Origin of the sequence: Borreliella carolinensis (assembly GCF_032595855.2) — a bacterium.
Classification (GTDB): Bacteria; Spirochaetota; Spirochaetia; order Borreliales; family Borreliaceae; genus Borreliella; species Borreliella carolinensis.
Genome location: NZ_CP132453.1, coordinates 873,208 through 894,586, shown reverse-complemented (window position 1 = coordinate 894,586; position 21,379 = coordinate 873,208). Strand labels below are relative to the sequence as shown.

The 21,379-nt window shown below is 28.5% G+C and carries 10 protein-coding genes; 4 read left to right on the top strand and 6 right to left on the bottom strand.

Features of this window, described 5'->3' with window-relative positions; genetic code table 11:
- Positions 1–9 precede the first annotated feature (9 nt).
- The 3 genes from QIA46_RS04225 to uvrB are packed head-to-tail and all read right to left on the bottom strand — an operon-like array spanning position 10 to position 8,267.
- Positions 10–3,450 carry an LPS-assembly protein LptD gene (locus tag QIA46_RS04225; RefSeq protein ID WP_317268550.1) on the bottom strand — a complete coding sequence of 1,147 codons (3,441 nt, stop codon included), beginning with the start codon at positions 3,448–3,450 and terminating at the stop codon, positions 10–12.
- Positions 3,405–6,257, bottom strand: a complete 2,853-nt coding sequence (gene uvrA / locus QIA46_RS04220) for an excinuclease ABC subunit UvrA (RefSeq protein ID WP_317268549.1) — start codon at positions 6,255–6,257, stop codon at positions 3,405–3,407. Before uvrA ends, QIA46_RS04225 begins: the two co-directional genes overlap by 46 nt.
- A gap of 3 nt (positions 6,258–6,260) precedes the next feature.
- Positions 6,261–8,267 carry an excinuclease ABC subunit UvrB gene (uvrB, locus tag QIA46_RS04215; protein ID WP_317268548.1) on the bottom strand — a complete coding sequence of 669 codons (2,007 nt, stop codon included), beginning with the start codon at positions 8,265–8,267 and terminating at the stop codon, positions 6,261–6,263.
- A gap of 137 nt (positions 8,268–8,404) precedes the next feature.
- On the opposite strand from uvrB, the gene QIA46_RS04210 reads away from it, so the two are divergent.
- From QIA46_RS04210 to QIA46_RS04195, 4 genes are read left to right on the top strand one after another with little or no spacing between them, the layout of a single operon-like run.
- Complete coding sequence (locus QIA46_RS04210) at positions 8,405–10,114, top strand: phospho-sugar mutase (RefSeq protein WP_317260523.1); 1,710 nt, start codon at positions 8,405–8,407, stop codon at positions 10,112–10,114.
- Positions 10,115–10,136: 22 nt separating this feature from the next.
- A complete protein-coding gene (locus tag QIA46_RS04205) occupies positions 10,137–12,356 on the top strand; it encodes an AAA family ATPase (RefSeq protein WP_317268547.1) in 2,220 nt (739 codons plus the stop codon).
- A gap of 14 nt (positions 12,357–12,370) precedes the next feature.
- Positions 12,371–15,499, top strand: a complete 3,129-nt coding sequence (ileS, locus tag QIA46_RS04200) for an isoleucine--tRNA ligase (protein ID WP_317268546.1) — start codon at positions 12,371–12,373, stop codon at positions 15,497–15,499.
- Positions 15,493–16,317: a hypothetical protein gene (locus QIA46_RS04195; protein ID WP_317268545.1), complete on the top strand. Its 825-nt coding sequence runs from the start codon at positions 15,493–15,495 to the stop codon at positions 16,315–16,317. The genes ileS and QIA46_RS04195 overlap by 7 nt, the downstream gene beginning before the upstream one ends.
- 29 nt (positions 16,318–16,346) lie before the next feature.
- On the opposite strand, the gene QIA46_RS04190 is transcribed toward QIA46_RS04195, so the two are convergent.
- The 3 genes from QIA46_RS04190 to QIA46_RS04180 are packed head-to-tail and all read right to left on the bottom strand — an operon-like array spanning position 16,347 to position 21,375.
- On the bottom strand, positions 16,347–17,267 hold the full coding sequence (locus tag QIA46_RS04190; RefSeq protein ID WP_317268544.1) for an ROK family protein: 921 nt from the start codon (positions 17,265–17,267) through the stop codon (positions 16,347–16,349).
- Positions 17,268–17,300: 33 nt separating this feature from the next.
- Complete coding sequence (locus QIA46_RS04185) at positions 17,301–20,147, bottom strand: AAA family ATPase (RefSeq protein ID WP_317268543.1); 2,847 nt, start codon at positions 20,145–20,147, stop codon at positions 17,301–17,303.
- Positions 20,134–21,375: an exonuclease SbcCD subunit D gene (locus QIA46_RS04180; RefSeq protein ID WP_317268542.1), complete on the bottom strand. Its 1,242-nt coding sequence runs from the start codon at positions 21,373–21,375 to the stop codon at positions 20,134–20,136. Before QIA46_RS04180 ends, QIA46_RS04185 begins: the two co-directional genes overlap by 14 nt.
- Positions 21,376–21,379: the final 4 nt, after the last annotated feature.

Sequence of the window (21,379 nt, the reverse complement as noted above, 5' to 3'; positions counted from 1 at the left end):
AAATCGTTATTATTTTTTTGTTTTTCTATTAATGATAAGATCATAGTTTGTATCTTTATTGTTCTCAAATGATGCTTTTATAGGGGCAAAAAAATTCCAAGAAATATAAATTGTAAAATTATTTCTCCAAATAGGAGAATAAATCCCATCAGATCCTATTAACAAATCTGGCTCTAAATTATATTCGCCAACAAATTTCCAATCATAAAAATTGAATTTAAAGCCTGATGAAAATTTTTTAATTTTAAAAAGCGAATCTTTCCTGTCTTGAGAATTAAAGAAATTGAAAGATTTTAATAAGTCAGCAAAGACATTGACAGGTTCAAGGCCAATTTGGTCCATATATCCTTTAAAATATTTAAAAGTTTTAGTATTAATAGAAAAAGTAGAAAAGTAAATTTCTAAAAATTCTGTATATTTAAACTTCAAGGTCAATGCGGATCGGAGCTCATTATCTGTAAATTTCTGCAAATTTATTTTCCAACCAACATCTACCCCCAAAGTAAAAGAAAGCTTCTTATCAAAAAAAGTTAAAACGTACAAATCCTTTTTGTAACTAGAATCTACAGAATATGGAACAAGTTTGGTTGTAGCTCCAACTTTGGAAAAATCTCCTTTTAAAGGATCATAATTATATTCAAAGTCATCTTTCATGGCAAACAAAAATTGAAAATCAAAAACATTAAGCTTAAAAGAAAGTTCGGAAACTCTATCTATTAAAGGATCATAAGCAGCTAAAAAACTAAATTTAAAATAATCCAAATATCTCGGCTCAATTTTATAATACAAAGCGGGAGACATTTCTAAATTTTTATAAGGTGATGCTGGTTTTTGAGGCTCCAAGGGATTTTGAACAGCAGAAATTCCAGAGTTTTTCATAACATCTTCTTTAAATTTTTTATAATATTTAATTCCAATTCCAGCTTCTTGTAACAAATAAGGAAAATCTAAAGAAAGTTTAAGCTCAGAAGAAGACTTAATATCTTCAAAACTATTTTTTAATTCGCTTGAAAGTTCAGCACTAAAATAATCATAATCATAAATTAAAGAAGCTGTTAAACTTTGATAAAAAGTTTCTGGATCAGATAAAAAAATACTACTATTCTTATTAACCAAAGATTTTGCATCTGAATCATATTTTTTATTAAATGAATACAAGGTAGTCTTATTTTCAAACTTTAAAGTACTTCTAGAGAATAAAGGATACCTAATAAAAGGAAGCAAGTTTAAATTTATTTGGTTAATGACAGAGTGCTCACTTTTTTTATCTTTATTTTCAACCTTAAAATCTTTATTTAAAGGATTATATTCAATAGTATTAAGATATAATAAATTTTCAAAAGTAATTAAACGATTATAAAAATCAGCATGAATTTTAATATCCGTTTTATTTTTTATATCAAATAAATAATTTTTTATTTCATAATTAAAGTCCTTTGGACTTGTTATGCCATAATTATTAAAAAAAACATTATTTCTTAAATAAGGATTAATGCCAAACCTAATAAAAAAAGAATCGGATTGATCAATATTTTTCAAAGTAATTGGTTCTGGAGGAATATATAAATCTTTGGTTAATTCTGCTGTTTTTTTAGCATTTTTCTCCTCTACACTCTTTTTAGTATTATCTTTATTTTCTAGATTTTTAATTTCTGGACGCATTATCACTTCTTTAGTGTCAGCTGAAAATGTCCATTGATTATTGTAAAGGTCTTTTTGAAAATTTAAATCAATATATGGAGCATAAATTCTCTCCAGATAAAACCATTTTCTTGTAGGATCATTAATATCTTTTGGTTTCTCCAAAGGAGATTTAACATAAAGATTTTCATAGCCCGACAATTTAAAACTTAAGCCTAAATTATTTAATTTATAATCCAAGATTGAGCCATCATTAAATGTTCGCTTATAAAAAGAAGATAAATTCCAATCAAAAGTGCTAATGCTGGTTTGCTCTTTAACTGAATCTTTATCCAAATTTAAAAGAGAAAAAAATGTAGCGCTTTCTATTCTATCTCTAAAATCAATATTAACATATGGATCAGAATAGTGCTCTAAAACAACCGAAAAAAGTGCATCGCTTAAAAGAAATTCTGTTTTAAATTTAAGTAAATATCTAAAAGGAACTTCAAGCCCAAATACATCCCCTTTATTAAGATTAGAAAAACTAAAAAGAGATTGTTTTAAAGTTCTATTGTCAAAAGGATAATATCCTCCATCATAACTATAAACATTCCTAGTAAAGCCTAATCCAAAATTTCCTTCCAAAGTTTTAAAATGTCCCAAAGTATTGCTCAAATTAAAATCAATTCCGGAATAAAATCCTAAATTGGCATAAATGTCAAAAATCAACTTAACATAATCTTTATTAAGATTGGGTGCCAAATTTTCTGCAAAAAAATAAGTTAAATATCCATTTCTTATATAAGGGTTTTTGCCTGAATTATAAACAGAATTGAAATCAAAGTCTAAAAAAGAAGAATCTTCACTTGAGGATTTATTACCAAAAAGATAAACGGTATTAAAAACAGAAAAACCTTTTCGTGGATTTAGGCCTAAAGATGGATTAAAAAATAAACTATCTCCCGGTCTGAAAAAAAAGGGAATATAAAATACTGGAACTCTTCCCATGTAAAATATAGCATTTAAAAACCCAAAATCTCCTGAGGGCAATACCCATATTTTAGAAGCTTTAATTGAATAGTATGGTTCTGGAATTTTACTAGTTGTTGCAAAAGCCTGTTCCAAAATGGTAACATCATTGTCTATCTTTTTTAAAACCTTTCCTCCAAACGAAAGAATATGATCTATTTGATTTTTTTGCATTTTTTTTTGAAGAATACCATCTTTTAATAGAAAATTTTGAGAATCAAAATCAACAAAAAATTCATTGCCATAAAAATAAAGCTTTTCATTGGTATCCATATCAAGAATATATTCGACATTTCCAATAGAATAAAGTTTTTTAGAGTTCCTATTAAGGACTATCCTGTCACCTTTAATATTGTGTTTTTTATTCTCTTTAATATCTTCAACCAAGATATTAACTCTTCCTTCAAAAACAACGCTTTCATCCTTAGTAAGCCCATAGGTGAAATTTTCAAGATTATCTGTAGTTTCAATTATTATTTTATATCTGCCAGATCCGGCAAGCCCTTTTCCTTTGACAAAAAGTTCAGGATCTATTCCAAACTTTTTTAAAAGCAATTCTCGTATTTTTGAAATATCTGTTTCTTTTAGGCCCTCTTGTAAGGCCCATTTTTTTAAATCCTCGTCGGTTGAAAGCTCAAGTTCTCTTAAATAAGATTTTTGACTTAAGGTTAGCTTATCTCTTTTTTTAGAATTCTTGTCATTTACAGTCTGGGCAAAAATTGCATTAGAAAATATTAAAAAAATTAAAAATACTATAAAAGATTTTTTAAAAACATTCCTGTATAGGAATTCTCGCATTTTGCAACCTCTTCAGGAATACCAGAAACAACGATATTTCCCCCTGCCAAACCACCATCAGGACCCAAATCTATTATATAATCTGCCTGTTTGATTACATCTAAATTATGCTCTATTAGCACAACTGTATTACCATTGGAAACTAACCGCTGCAAAACCTCTAATAACTTCTTTATGTCATCAAAATGCAATCCGGTTGTTGGTTCATCAATAATATAAAAGGTTTTACCTGTGCTCTTTTTGCTTAACTCAAAAGCTAACTTAATGCGCTGAGCCTCACCTCCTGATAAAGTTGTTGCGGATTGTCCTAATTTAATATATTCAAGCCCAACTTCAATTAAAAATTTTAAATAATGACTAATTTTAGGGACATTTTCAAAAAATTTACTTGCTTCAAATACACTCATCTCTAAAACATCATGTATATTTTTCCCTTTGTATCTAACTTCTAAAGTTTCTTCATTAAATTTTTTACCCTTACACAAATCACAAGGAACAAAAACATCTGGTAAAAAATGCATTTGAATATTAAGATACCCATCTCCTTGGCATTTCTCACATCTTCCACCTTTAACATTAAAAGAAAATCTACCAGCTTTAAAACCTCTTGACTTTGCATCTGGAAGCTTAGCAAAAAGCTCCCTAATCTCTGTAAAAAATCCAACATAAGTTGCTGGGTTTGACCTTGAAGTTCTCCCTATCGGTTTTTGATTTATTTGAATAATTTTATCGATTTTTTCGTATCCAACAATGTCTTTAAAACCATCACAATACTTTTCATTAAGCTTTAATCTACTATCAAGAGCTGGATACAACACTTCGTTAAGTAAAGTGCTTTTTCCGCTACCAGAAACACCTGTTATTACGGTAAAAACTCCCAAAGGAATACTTACATCTATATTTTTAAGATTATTTTTATTAGAACCTAAAAGTAAAATTTTCCCCTTATCTGTCTTTCTTCTAGAGCTTGGAACATCTATTTTAAACTTACCACTAAGATATTGACCAGTTAAGCTATTTTTGCTATTTAAAATATCAATTAAGGCTCCCTTTGCAACTATTTCCCCTCCAAGAATTCCAGCACCAGGACCCATATCAATGATATAGTCTGCAGTGCGTAAAGTTTGCTCATCATGCTCAACAACAATTACAGTATTGCCAAGATTTTTAAGATTAACAAGAGTAGAGATTAATTTTTCATTATCTCTTTGATGAAGGCCAATGCTTGGCTCATCAAGAACATAAATAACGCCTGAAAGTGCTGAACCTATTTGAGTAGCAAGTCTAATACGCTGAGCCTCACCACCAGATAGGCTGCCTGATATTCTATTTAAATATAAATAAGAAAGACCAACATCAATTAAAAATTTAAGTCTACTTTTAATTTCCTTTAAAATTTCTTTAGATATTTTTTCATCTACCAAATCAAGCTGCAAGTTTTCAAAAAATACATAAGAATCAAATACGGACAAATTAGTAAGATCTTGAATGTCTTTCCCATTGATTTTCACAGTTAAAGCTCCAACGCTTAAACGTTTCCCTTTGCATGAATTACATATTTTTTTAGACATTAAATTTTCGTAAAAAATTTTAGTACTCTCTGATTCTGTTGCAAGATATCGCCTTTTTAAAAGAGGTAAAAGTCCTTCAAATGTTTTAGAATAATGAAATCCTCCATCTACCTCCTTTGCTTCCATTTCTTTGGACTGGTAAACAAAATCTATTTTTTCATTTGAGCCGTATAAAATCTGTTTAAGAATTTTGTCTGGAATGTCTTTTATAGGGGTATTTAAGTCAAAATTATAATGTTTAGCAAGTCCTTTAAAAATAGCAACAGACCAAGACGAACTTGTCTTAAACGTAAGAAAAGCGTCGTCATTAAAAGAAAGACTGGTATTGGGACAAATGCTCTCAAAATCAAACTCAAGTGTAACACCAAGACCAGAGCACTCACTGCAAGCACCAAATGGACTATTAAATGAAAAAAGTCTGGGCTCTATAAGAGGAAGTGAAAATCCACACAAAGGACAACTATTGTGCTCTGTAAATAGTTTATCTATTTTTTCCAAATCATTATCAATTTCCACTCTTAAATATCCATTAGAAACAGCAAGAGAAGTCTCAATAGATTCTGCAAGTCTAATTCTAACATTATTACCAATCTTAATCCTATCAACTATAATTTCAATAGTATGTTTTTTATTTTTATGTAAATTTAAATTAAGTGCATCTTCTATTAAATAATCTTCGGAATTTATTCTAACTCTATTAAAACCTTGATTTAATATTTTTTCTAAAACCTTTTTATGAGAACCTTTAGAGCCCCTTACAACTGGCGCAAAAAGTATAACCTTAGATCCATCAGAATAACTTAAAATAGTATTAACTATTTTGTCTAAAGATTGCTCTTCTATTAATCTACCATCATTTGGACAGTATGCTTTACCTATTTTTGCAAATATTAGTCTGTAATAATCATAAATCTCAGTAATCGTTCCAACAGTAGAGCGGGGATTATTGCTTATTGTTCTCTGCTCAATAGCTATAGAAGGAGAAAGGCCATCTATATAATCAACATTGGGTTTTTTCATTACACCTAAAAACTGCCTTGCATAAGCTGAAACGGATTCCATATATCTTCTTTGCCCTTCTGCAAAAATAGTATCAAAAGCCAGAGAAGACTTGCCAGAGCCACTCTTACCAGATATTACAACTAAACCATCTTTTGGAATATCTACATCAATATTTTTTAAATTATGCTCTTTTGCTCCTCTGACAATAATTTTTTTTTTCAAACTTTTTTCCAAAAATCACACCTCTCTTTTTTTATTACGAGCCACACTAATTTTGCCACTAAGCTCTTTTATTTTATCTCTTAAAACAATTGCATCTTCAAATCTTTCATCATTAACAGCTTCTTCTAGCTCAAATTTAAGCTTATCAATAAGCTTTTTTTTAGACAATCTCTTGTCTGAAATAATTTTTTCAAAATCATAACCAACATTTTTATTTTTATTATTGAGTTCTTTTTCTAAAATATTTTGAATCTTTTTAACAATTGTCTTAGGAGTAATATTATTTTTTTTATTATAATCAATCTGAATTTGACGTCTTCTGTTAGTCTCCTCAATTGCCTCCTGCATAGCTACACTTATTTTGTCGTAATACATTATTACAAGTCCATTAGAATTTCTAGCAGCCCTACCAATTGTTTGTATCAATGAAGTAGTAGATCTTAAAAACCCCACCTTATCAGCATCTAATATTGCAACAAGAGACACTTCTGGAATATCTAAGCCCTCTCTAAGTAAGTTAATGCCAACAATAACATCAATTTCAGATTTTCTAAGAAGCGAAATAACTTCAACCCTTTCAAGAGTATCAAGTTCTGAATGTAGATATTTTGCCTTCACACCAAGACTTACTAAATATTCAGTCAAATCCTCAGACATTTTTTTTGTCAAAGTAGTAATTAAAACCCGTTCTTTAAGAGCTACTCTTTTTTGAATCTCAATGTAAAGATCTTCCATTTGCCCATCAGAGTGTCTAGTAATAATTTCAGGATCAACAAGCCCTGTGGGGCGAATTATTTGATCAGCAACCACACTGCTCTTATCATTCTCTTCAACACCCGGGGTTGCAGATACAAAAACAACCTGATTAATTAATGCATCAAATTCATCATATTTAAGGGGTCTGTTTTCAAGCGCCGCAGGAAGTCTAAACCCAAAGTTAACAAGATTTAATTTTCTAGAATGATCTCCATTATACATTCCTCTAAATTGCGGCAATGTAACATGAGATTCATCTACAAATAATAAGTAATTTTTTGGAAAAAAATCAAAAAGACAATAAGGCCTTTCCATTGTACTTCCACTCAAATATTTAGAATAATTTTCAATGCCTGAACAAAATCCTGTTTCTCTAAGCATTTCCAAATCATACTCTACTCTCTGCTTAAGTCTTTCAGCTTCTACAAGCTTACCATTATCTTTGAAATATTGACATTGAAGACTTAAATCATGAGATATTTTAGGTATCGCTTCTAATACGTTTTTATAAGGAATTACAAAATAAGATTTAGCAAAAAGAGTAAAACTATTTGTAGCTCCTAAATTTTTCTTAGAAAATGAACTAATCCTATATATTTCAACAATTTCATCAAAATCTAAACAAATTCGATAAGCAAACTCTCCATGCTCGCTGCTGGGCCAAATTTCAACAATATCTCCCCTAATGGAAAATTTATCTCTTTCCAAATTCATTAAAGTTCTCTCATAATAAAGCTCTACAAAAATATCTGATATTTCTTTAATAGAAATTTTTTGACCTACAAAAAATTCTCGTGCTGATTTTTTGAAAAAATCTGGAGATCCAAGAGCATAAATTGAAGATACAGTTGCAACAACAATTACATCTCGTCTTTTAGCAAGAGACGTTACCGTCCTTATTCGTTTGATTTCTATCTCAGTATTAATAGTGGCTTCTTTTTCTATAAATAAATCTTTTGAAGGAACATAAGATTCGGGCTGATAATAATCATAATAAGAAACAAAATATTCAACAGCATTATTTGGAAAGAAATCTTTAAACTCTCTGTAAAGTTGTGCTGCTAATGTTTTGTTATGGCTTACAACTAAAGCAGGCCTATTTAGATTTTTGATTATATTTGCAATTGTAAAAGTCTTTCCACTGCCTGTAACACCTTTTAATGTTTGATATTTATTTCCCATCAAAATAGAATTTTCAATCTTTTTTATTGCTTTAGGCTGATCGCCAGCGGGAAGATATTCTGACTTCAAAAAAAAATCTATCATTAATTTAACGACCAAAATTTAATACACATTATTATAAATTATATGATAATAAATTCCATATCAAGTATACAATTCATTATAAATCAATATAATTTAATTAATCTTTGTTTAATGAAATAAAATAAAAGGGACAATTAATGCAAAAAATCAAAGCCAAAAAAAAATTAAAAAATTACATTCTTCTTGAAGAAGATACATATTTTCAAGAAGAAGCAATAAAAATTGAAAAAACAAATAATTCAACAGAAATTCTAAACAGATTTTATAAAGATCTAGAATTTGGCACTGCTGGAATAAGAGGAGTCATTGGAGCTGGAACATGTTACATCAACACATATAATGTAAAAAAAATAAGCCAAGGAATATGCAATTACATACTTAAAATAAACAAAAACCCTAAAGTTGCAATAAGCTATGATTCAAGATATTTTTCAAAAGAATTTGCTTACAATGCTGCTCAAATTTTTGCCTCAAATAATTTTGAAACATATATATATAAAAGCTTAAGGCCTTCTCCTCAACTATCTTATACAATAAGAAAATTTGATTGTGATGTTGGCGTTATGATAACAGCAAGCCATAATTCAAAAGAATATAATGGCTATAAAGCATATTGGAAAGGTGGAATCCAAATAATACCGCCCCACGACACACTAATAACCAATGAAATTAAACAAGTAAAAAACATAATAAATACAATTACCATAAAAAAAGGTATTGAAAAAGGGATCATAAAAGAAATTGACACCGAGATAGACGAAGAGTATGTAAAAACAATAAGCAAAGAATTCCCTGATTTTGACAAAAAGAGCAAAGAAACAAACTTAAAAATAGCCTACACAGCACTACATGGCACCGGTGGAACCATAATAAAAAAACTCTTTGCAAATAGCAAAGTACAGCTTTTTTTAGAAAAAAGTCAAATACTGCCAAACCCTGAATTTCCAACAATAAATCATCCTAATCCAGAAAAACAAGAGTCAATGCTTAAAGTAATAGAGCTTGCAAAAAAAGAAGACTGCGACATTGCCCTTGCAACAGATCCAGATGCCGACAGAATAGGGGTTGCGTTCAAAGATCAAAACGAATGGATATTATTAAACGGAAATCAAATATCATGTATTTTAATGAACTACATACTCTCAAAAGAAATAAATCCTAAAAATACATTTGTAATATCATCGTTTGTAACAACACCAATGCTAGAAAAAATTGCAAAAAAATATGGTTCTCAAATTTTTAGAACTTACACAGGATTTAAATGGATAGGAAACTTAATTAATGAAATGGAAAAAAATGAACCAAATAAAAAATTTGCTTTTGCATGTGAAGAAAGTCATGGATATCTAATAGGAAAAAAAGTTAGAGATAAGGACGCATTTTCAGCCATAAAAGGGATTTGTTCTTTAGCACTTGACTTAAAAGCCAAACAGCAAACAATTAAGAATTATCTTGAAAAGATATACAAAGAATTTGGATATTATGAAGAATTTAATATAGAAAAAAACTTTGAAGGGGCCAATGGGGAAATTCAAAGAGAAAAGTTAATGTTAAAACTGAGAAAAGAACAAAAAGTACAATTCGCAGGAATTAAAATAATTGAAAAATTAGACTATGAAACTCTTAAAAAGATTAATTTTAAAGATGAAATTTCAGAAATCAAGGAATATAAACACCCCATAAACGCAATAAAATTTATACTTGAAAACGAAATTGTAATCATTGTAAGACCCTCTGGGACAGAGCCAAAAATTAAATTTTACATATCTGTAAAACTAGAGTATAAGGAAAAACACAAAATATTTGGTATAATAAATGCAATAAAGATGGAGATAGAAAAATATTAACATAACAGAAAATTTAATAAATTTGGTAGAAATAGATTCAAAAGAAATTGCAAGAAAAAATAAAAATAAAGAAGTTTCAATTTGGCACTTATTACTGTCTATAATTACCACTCCAAAAAAATCTGAAATAAAATTTATAGATACCAAAACTCTAAAAAACATTAAACAAGAAGTTATATGCGAAATAGATAAATTAGAAAAAATTTTAATAGAAAAAAACGAGATAATTATTCCAAAAATCAATAAAGAAATCTTTACTCTCATAAAAGAAGCTAAAAAGGAGTTTAAATCCAAACCTTTAATAGGAGCAAAAGAAATTTTTTATCAAATATTAAAAAATAAAAAACTTCTTAAAAAGCACAAACTAAGTAAGTCTAGTTTCAACTTTAAAGATCAAAATATATTAGAATACATGGAAAAAAATAAAATAAGATTAATTGAAACCTACAAAGAATTTGATGAAGAAATACGACTTGAAAATGAACACTTTGAAATTGAAAAGTATGTCAAAAATTTAACAGCACTTGCAAAAGCCAAAAAATTAGATCCCTTAATTGGAAGAGAAAGAGAGATTAAAGCTCTTACAAATATACTCTTGAGAAGAAACAAAAATAGCGCAATGCTAATAGGCGAGCCTGGCGTGGGGAAAACAGCAATAGTTGAAGGACTTGCATCAAGCATAGTACAAAAAAAAATAAGTAGCAAACTACAAGACAAAACAATTTTAATGCTTAAGGTTTCAAACTTGGTATCGGGAACAAAATATAGAGGAGAGTTTGAAGACCGTTTAAATAATATAATTAAGTATATTGAAAAAAACAAAAACACAATCATATTTATTGATGAAATACACACTCTAATAGGAGCTGGTAACTCCGAAGGAGCTCTTGATGCATCAAATATACTAAAACCATCACTTTCTAGAGCTGAAATACAAATCATTGGAGCAACTACTTACAATGAATATCGAAAATATATTTCAAAAGACAAAGCATTCGCCAGAAGATTCCAAACAATTACTGTAAGAGAGCCTGATGAAAAAGATACGCTAAAAATAATCGAAAATATTGCAAAAAATTTTGAAGACTATCATGGGGTGATCTATGAAAAAAGCGCGCTTTTAAATATAGTGAAACTTTCATCCAAATATCTAATAAATAAAAGATTTCCGGATAAAGCAATAGACATAATAGACATTGTCGGTGCAATCAAAAAAGAAGAACTTACAAAAGACAATATCATAACATCAGATGATATACAAAAGGCAATAAATGAAATACTATCTATTAAAACATCAAATAATACTAAAGAAGAAATTTTAGAATTAAAAGAAGCAGAAAGCGAAATAAATAAAAAAGTGATCGGGCAAAAACATGCGGTAAGTGAACTTATTAAAGAAATTATTAAAGTCAAGCTTGGACTTAATGATGATTCTAAACCTTTAACCTCAATATTGTTAATAGGGTCAAGTGGATGCGGAAAAACTACTTTAACTGATGAAATATCTAAAAAAATTATCAAAGATCAAAACTCAGTATTACGACTAGATATGTCAGACTATAAAGAAGAAAGCTCTATTTCAAAATTAATTGGCACAAATCCAGGATATGTAGGTTACTCTGATGGGGGCATTCTGACAAATAAATTAAAATATTCATTTGAAACTTTAATATTGTTTGAAAACATTGAAAATGCACACAACTCTATATTAAACCTAATAAGTCAAATGCTTGAAAATGGAGAACTTATTGATAGCAAAGAAGACAAAATATTATTTAAAAACACGATTATAATAATGACTACAAGCATTGGATCTAGAATGCTTCTTGGAGAAAAAAATATTGGATTTAACAAAAATCAACAAAAAAGCTTAGAGGCAAGAAACTTTAAAGAAGAAATAAAACAAGATCTTGAAAAAAGATTTAAGTTATCCTTTTTAGACAGAATTCAAAAAAAAATTATCTTAAATATTCTTACAAAGGACAATGTAGAAGAAATTTGCAAAAACTACTTAAGCAGCCTTAAGACAAAATTTTACTCCAAAGGAATCGAGATAGAAATAAAAAAAGATATTGACAAATTCATAACCACAAAATACTATAAAAAAAATTCAGGAGCAAGAAGCGTAATTGCCGCAATAAAAGAAAAAATAGAAGAAGATATTATCACCAAAATAGCTGGAAATCAAAACATAAATAAAATAACAATTTATTTAGAAAAAGAAAAAATAATAATAGAATAAAGGGGAATTATAATATGTTTAAAAAAGTAGAAAACAAGGCAAATTTTCCTAAAATAGAAGAAAAAATATTAAAATTTTGGAATGACAATAAGATCTTTGAAAAATCAATAAAGCAAAGAGAGGGGTGTGAGGAATTTACATTTTATGACGGACCGCCTTTTGCAACAGGACTTCCTCATTTTGGACATTTTGTTCCAAACACAATAAAAGACATAATTCCAAGATATCAAACAATGCAAGGCAAATATGTTAAAAGAAATTTTGGATGGGATACTCATGGGTTACCTGTTGAATACGAAGTAGAAAAAAAATTGGGAATTTCTGGCAAATACGAAATAGAAAATTATGGTATTGAAAATTTTAACAAAGAATGTAAAAAAATAGTACTCAGATATACAAAAGAATGGAAAAATATAATCTTGAGGCTTGGAAGATGGGTAGATTTTGAAAAAGGATACAAAACTATGGATATAAGCTTCATGGAATCCGTATGGTGGGTATTTAAAAATCTTTATAACAAAGGTTTAATTTACGAAAGTTACTATGTACTACCCTATTCCCCAAAACTTGCAACCCCACTTTCAAATTTCGAAGTAAATCTTGGAGAATACAAAGAAGTCAATGACCCATCATTAACAATAAAATTTAAAATTAAAGATAAAAACGAATACTTACTAGTATGGACAACCACCCCATGGACATTGCCTTCAAACCTTGGAATTGTAGTAGGACAAGAAATAGAATATTCTAAAATTTTTGACAAAAAAAAAGAAGAGATTTTAATACTTGGATCAAAAAAGCTTAATAGCTATTATGACGATGAAAATTCATATACTATTATAGAAAAATTCAAAGGAAATAAGCTTGAAGGCATAGAATATGAACCTATTTTTAACTACTTTTTAGAACAAAAAGATAAAGGGGCTTTCAAGGTACACACAGCCGATTATGTTACAACTGACGACGGAACAGGAATTGTTCATCTTGCTCCTTTTGGAGAAGAAGACTACACAATACTTAAAAAACACACAAATGTCGACATAATAGATCCCTTAGATGCTGAATGTAAATTTACAAATCAAGTCAAAGACTTTAAAGGACTTTTTGTAAAAGATGCTGATAAAAAAATAATAGAAAACCTAAAATTACGCAATTTTTTATTCAAAAGAGAAAATTATCTGCACAGGTATCCATTTTGCTACAGAACAAACTGCCCAATTATTTACAGACCAATAAGCTCATGGTTTGTAAATGTAGAAAAAATAAAAACAAAACTTTTAGAAGTAAATGAAAAAATTAATTGGATGCCAGCTCATTTAAAAAAAGGAAGATTTGGGAAATGGTTAGAAAATGCAAAAGATTGGGCAATAAGCAGGAATAGATTTTGGGGAAATCCAATCCCAATTTGGATATGCTCAAAAACAGGAAAAAAAATTTGCGTTGGATCAAAAAAAGAGCTTGAAACCCTATCTGGTCAAAAAATTGAAGACTTACACAAAGACCAAATAGATAAAATAACCTGGCCAAGCAAAGACGGTGGCACATTTATCAGAACAAGCGAGGTTCTTGATTGTTGGTTTGAATCTGGAGCAATGCCTTACGCAAGCAACCATTACCCATTCACAAACGAAAGTAATTTTAAAAATATATTTCCTGCTGACTTTATTGCAGAAGGTCTAGATCAAACAAGGGGATGGTTTTATACTCTTACAATACTGGGAACTTCTCTTTTTGAAAACACAGCATTCAAAAACGTCATTGTAAATGGACTTGTGCTTTCAAGCGATGGAAGAAAAATGTCAAAATCCTTTAAAAATTATACAGACCCAATGGAGGTAATAAACACCTTTGGAGCTGATGCTTTAAGGCTTTATTTAATAATGAGCCCTGTAGTTAAAGCTGATGATTTAAAATATAGCGACAACGGAGTAAGAGATGTTCTTAAAAATATAATAATACCCATTTGGAACGCCTATTCATTTTTCACAACTTATGCAATAATTGATAAATTCAAACCTCCGAAAAATCTAAACCTAGTTAAAAACAATATCCTTGACAAATGGATCATAAGCGAACTTGAAAGCCTAAAAAAAACACTAAATATAGAAATAGACAAATACAATCTAACAAAGTCAATAGAATCTTTACTTGAATTTATAGATAAATTAAACAATTGGTACATAAGAAGATCAAGGCGAAGATTTTGGAAATCAGAAAACGATAAAGACAAAAATGATGCCTACGAAACATTATATTATGCAATAAAAACTTTAATGATTTTACTTGCACCCTTTATTCCATTTATAACAGAAGAGATTTATCAAAATTTAAAAACCGATGGGGATAAAGAATCAATACACCTTAACGATTATCCAAAAGCAAATGAAAATTTCATTAACAAAACAATTGAAGAAAAAATAAATCTTGCAAGAAAAATAACTTCGATGGCAAGATCACTTAGATCATTGCATAATATAAAAATACGCATGCCTATTAGTACGATATATATTGTCACAAAAAATCAAAACGAACAAAATATGCTAATGGAAATGCAAGAAATAATATTAGATGAAATAAATGCAAAAGAAATGAAAATAAAAACTAACGAAGAGGAGCTTATAACTTACAAAGCAAAGGCAAACTTTAAAGAACTTGGGAAAAAGCTTGGAAAAGATATGAAAGCAGTATCTGCTGAGATTAGCAAACTAAAAAACGAAGACATAATAAAAATAATAAATGGAACATCTTACGAGATAAAAGTAGCTAATGCAAAGCATTATTTATCATTAAATGATATAATATTAGAAAGAGAAGAAAAAGAGAACTTAAAAGTAATCAATGAAGAATCCATTACAATAGGAATAGACTCACTAATCACTAAAGAGTTGTACTTAGAGGGACTTACAAGAGAATTTGTAAGACAAATACAAAATTTAAGAAAAGAAAAAAATTTTGATGTTAGCGATAGAATAAATTTATATATAGAGAATAACGAGGCTTTAACAGAAATGCTAAATAAATTTGAAAAATACATTAAAACTGAAACATTGGCGTTAAATATCATATTAAACAAAAATAAGCTAGAAAAAAAAATAAGCCTTGCCGATGACATATTTGCACTAATAGGAATTGAAAAATGTTAAAAACATTAACAAAAATAATTACCATTTCATGCCTCATAGTAGGGTGCGCCAGCCTACCTTACAGCCCTCCAAAACAAAATCTAAATTACCTAATGGAGCTTTTGCCTGACGCAAACTTATATGCCCATATCAATTTAATTAAAAACAGGTCTATTTTTAACTCTTTAAGCCCTAAATACAAATCCGCACTCGGGCTTGTAAGCGACTTATACTTTAGTTATAAAAAAGAAAACAACGATTTTGCCCTACTAATAATGGGTAATTTCCCAAAAGATATTTTCTGGGGAATTCATAAAAATAGAAATACAGAATCAATAGGCAATATACTTACAAATCCAAAATGGAAACTTAAAAATTCAAACATATACATTATTCCAAACAAAGCTAGAACCAGTATTACAATAACCCAAAAAGATAAACCCTTAAAAGACAATAATATACTAACAACAAAATATATTGGAGAAGTAGAAAAAAATGAAATGTTTTTTTGGATTCAAGATTCAGCATTATTGCTTCCAAACCAAATGGCAAACAGCAAAAATTTAATCCCTTTTAGCAGCGGAACTTTGTCTATAAATAGCTTAAATCAAAACGAATATATTTTTAAATCCCTAATCAAAACAAATAACCCACCAATATTAAAAATATTGTCAAAAAAGCTAATTCCAACCCTCTTGGCAAACATGACTAATCTAACAATATCAAGCCACATAAAGACCACAATAAAAGACCAAAATATAGTAGAAATAGAATTTAATATTCAAAAATCTAGTGTTGAAAGCTTTATAGAAAAGCTGGCTTCAAATATTCAAACCTAAAATTTTTATTGCCCCATTAAAATGAAGAATTATTGCCTTTTGCAAGTAAAATAATGATACAAGGCCCCAATTTTACCAGATTCATTATTAAATTTAGTAGGCTCAAGTGTTACAAGATTTTTTATATTATTATTATTATCAAAAGCCATTTCTAAAGACCATAAATTTTCTAATTTTTCATATATTCTATCTATTAAATCAGGCCTTGCGCTTATTCCTCCTCCAATCAAAATTTTTTCAGGATTTAAAATAAAAATTAAATTAAAAATACCAAATGACAAATTCTCAAAAAATCTTTCAACTTCATTTTTGGCATGAATATTTCCACTTTCAGCTAGATCAAAAACAAATTCTCCTGAAATTTCTTTTAAGGGCTTTCCTAATCGCATAGCAACTCTTTTCCTTAAAGCCGAAACAGAAGCAATGGATTCCCATCTACAATTAAAAGGAATATTATTGCTAATACCCCTAGTAATCATAAATCCAACCTCTCCGGACATAAAAGAACTTCCTCTTAAAAGTTTGCCATTTGCAAAAATTCCAGCACCAATTCCTGTGCCAAGAGTAATAGCAATAAAATCATTAGAGTCAATAGCATTACCCTTAAATTTTTCCGCCAAGGCCACACAATTAGCATCATTTTCAATCTCTGTACTTATTCCAGTTAAAGATTCTAATCGCTCTTTTAAAGGATAATTAACAAATCCGGAAATAGCATTTACCCTAAGAACATTTCCCTTAAGATCAACAAACCCAGGAATACAAATTGCAACTCCTGCTATATCATTTGATTCTTTGTAAGAATTAATAAGATTAATTAAAATATTTACTTGTTCATCAGAAGTAGCACCTGTGCTTATTTCATTTTTATCAAAAAAAACACCACTTGAATCTGCAAGCGAATATTTAGTACTGGTCCCACCAATATCAATCGCTAAATATCGTTTCATGTCTATCCTCAGAGCCTAATTGTACATAAATGATCATAAATTTTCCATAGCAATATAAGAAATTTTAGAAATCTTGTTTATAACTATTTGTGCTTTAATCATTTCCTTTAAATAAGAAACATGGGAAATTATACCAATTTGTCGTCCGGTCATCATTTGGAACTTAGAAAGCTTAGGCATAACTTGAGCTAAAGTATCCTCATCAAGATTGCCAAACCCTTCATCTAGAAAAAAAGCTTCTATTTTCAACTCACTATCCCTTATTTTATCAGATAAAGCTAAAGACAAAGCTAAAGACACAAGAAATTTCTCACCACCAGACAAAGTTTTTACCGTCCTTATTTTATTAACATCTTTTTTGTCTTCAATTAAAAAATCAAACTCCTTGCTCTCTTTGTTGGTTTTAAGCTCAAAATCAGGAAAAATCCACCTTAAATACTTCTCATTTGCCAGCCTTAAAATATCATTAATTAAAAAAGTTTGAACATAATATTTCAATCCAGAAGATCTAATAACCACCTTCCTTAAAACATCTAGTTTATCTTTCCTTTCTTTAGCAAGATTTAATTCGCCTCTTAGCAAGTCTAAATTAATTTTCTGCTGATTAATCTTTTTTTGAAGAGCTTGAAAATTTAAAAGCTTGATTTTATACTTTTCGATATCTCTGGATAAAAATTCAAGCTTAGAGCTAATTGATAAACTCAATTCTTGTAAGAAATACAAACTATTTTGACTAATTTGCTCCAAAGCAGTTTCTGATTCAAAAGAAAATGAACTAAAAACCACACTTTTTAAATTTGAAATTATTTTAATAAAACTATTTTGCTCTTCATTTAATCTCGCTTTTAAAGTCAATATAGATTCCTTTATAAATTTAATTTGAGTTTCGGTTTTAATTTTTAAATCTTCTAAATTTTTAAGATTTAAAACAAGCATATTCCATTCATTTTCTATACTTTTCTGTTTAGCCAAAACAACATTAAATTCCCTTTCCAAAGAAGAATAATCATTAAAGCTTAAATTTAAATTAAGTTTCAATAATAAATCCTTAATCTTTAAAAGATTTTGATCAAAATTTTTATTTTTTAAAGAAATCTCAATTTTTAAATCTTTTTCCCTAACCTTAAATTGTTCAAGTTTTTCTAATTTACTTTCAAATACTAAAATTTTTTCTCTGTCAAAATAATTTATGTATTTGTCAAATAAATTTTTCCCAATCAATCTTAAAATCTCAGCATTATTATTTTTAAACTCTAAAGCATTAACCTCTTGTTTAGAGATTTCTTCTTGTCTGCAAGATATCTGATATTTAAGCTCATCAAGTTGATTTTGTATCAAATGAAGTTTTGAATTTAAAGCATAAAGCTCTTTCAAGCTGCAAACCGATAACTTATCTTTATGCTGATAATTTTTATATTCAACCTCAATATATTTTAGTTTTTCTTTATCGCTCTCAATAGAAAAATTTTTATCATCAAGATATTTCAACAACTCTTTATATAAATCAATCTTAATAATATTTTTTCCCCTTTTTTTATTAAAATCTTCTTTCTCAGTAGCTTTTAATAAAAATTGTAACTTATCTCTATATTTTGAAATCAACTCATCATTAAAAGTTTGAAACAATTTCAATGCTTCATAGTAAACATACTTGTCAAAATCAAAATTAGATTTCTCAGAAGAAATGCTTTTAATCTCATCATTTTTTTTACTATGAGCCCTTAATAATTCTTTTTTTTCATCCTCAAGACTATTTTTCCTTAAAAGCAAGCTTTGATAATCGTTCTCAATAAGTTTTAAATTAAAAAGATTGCAATTTTTGTTATAAAGCTCCTTAACATAACTAAAATTAAAATTATTGCTATCCAGATATCTAATTTCTTTTAAATTACTCATTACTTTTGAAAGTTCTAAATCAAGAGATCTGCTATCATTAAACAAGTCACCTTGCATAGCAACTAGATTTTTCAAATTCCAAAAATCTGAACATAAATAAATTTTCCGATCTAAATCCAAATTTTCTTTTAATTTCTTTTGAACAGAATAATCTCTCTCTAAAGAGTTTAGATGTTCAATCCGAGAAGATAATTGTTCCTCTAGAGAAGACATTTCACTTTCCAAACTCAAATATCTCTCATTAGCCGATATTGCCTGATTACACAAAGAAATAGCTCTTCTAACATTTTCAAGATCAATTTCTAATCGATCAATATCAACTAAATCCAAATAATCCTTAAGAGATTTATATTCACTCTCATCATAATCAAGAATTGATTTTTCATAAGATTCAGAATTCAACAATTTATCTATATTAAACTTTGTGCGCTCTAAATCACTTTTTAAATAAAATTCCAAATTATCATATTTTTTCAAATTAAAAATATTATCAATTATTGCGGTTTTCTCTTTGGGAGTTGACGTTAAAAATTCTTGAAAATTGCCTTGTGGTAAAATTACAGTTTGACAAAATTGGTTAAAGTCTAATCGACAAAGACTTTTAATATGCTCTAAAACATCGGCTCTACCCTCAATAATACTGTTATCAAAAAAACAACTAAGCAACATGTTCTTAGGGGTTTCTATATTTTTTACATTAAGCTCAACAAAAGATTCATAAATCTTGCCAGAAATAGTAAACGTTAATTTAACGTAAGCGCTAGTTTCGCCCTTTGATATAATATCTACAATTTTTTTTCCAAGTCTGTAAACACGAGCATATAGCGCCAAAGTTATGCAATCTAAAATAGTGCTTTTACCTGCTCCAGTGTTGCCAGAAATTAAAAAAATGCCCGATTGTCTTAAAAGAAGCGTATCAAAATTTAACTCGTGTTCACCTTTATACGAAGCAATATTTTTAAATATGAGTTTATTTATCCTCATATTCACCCAAATATCCGTTAGTTAAAACCTCATTAAAAAGAGAAATAAGCTCTTCTTCCTTAAACTTGATATCCCTAATAACTCCGTTCTCAAAATCTCGTCTCAACTTTTTTTCAAAAAAATATTTTTCATCCATTTCAAGCACTTCAAGTTCTCCAATAAAGTTGGAGTCGTCTTGCAAATCCTGGCTTAAGGGTAAAGAATAGGAAATAGAAACTAAATTCATAAAATTAAGCCTTGCTAAATCATAAATAGTCTCCTCAGCACTAGTATCAACTGCCTCATTAAGTTCAATTTTCAAATAAATAGTAAAAGATTCTCCTTTTTTGAAATTAGCCAAAAAGTCAAGAACTTCATTTAAAGACCCTTTAACAAAGATTAATTTATTAAAAATCGGCACCAAAAATGCTTTTTGCGAGATTAATTTATTGTTATCAAAATGTAAAACATTTATGTATTTATCGCAAGATTCATTAAATGAATATTGCATGGGAGATCCTGAATATACAATATTATCTCTTAGTTTCATGAATTTATGAATATGCCCCAGAGCAACATAAGAAAAACTATTTCCAAAAACATTATAAGGGACAATATAACTGCCTCCCAAAGTATCAATCTTTTTACTACTGCCAAAAAAAGAATGCGCCATTAATATTTTAGGAATCCCTTTATACTTGTTTTCTAAAAATTTAGATAAATTTGATATTTCTTCTCTGTAAGCATTTTCTAAATTTTCAAGAAATAGCTTACTGGAAGACTGATCTTCTAATTCAAAAATATCATCAAAATTTTGCCCTAAAATAAGCCTTTCATTTATATGTGGAAGACAAACAACAATAAACTTAAGATTTTCATTATTTTTTAATAAAACTATTTGCTCATCAGAGCCATATTCTGTTATTAAAAAAAAATTAAACCGTGAAAGGAGTTTTTTATTTATACTTAAATAATCCTTTTTGTCATGATTTCCAGAAATAACCACACACCATTTACAAGAAGTAAAAGAAAGTTCATAAAAAAAATCATTCACCAATCTTTGCTCTTTAAATCCAGGCCTTTTGGAATCATAAACATCCCCAGCAATAAGTAAAAGATCAATCTTTTCCTTTTTAATAAATTCTAAAAGAAAAGATAAAAAATTTTTCTGCTCCTTAAGTATTGAAAAATTTTCAATTTTTTTTCCAATATGCCAATCCGAAGTATGCAGAATTTTATAATTGTTCACAAAA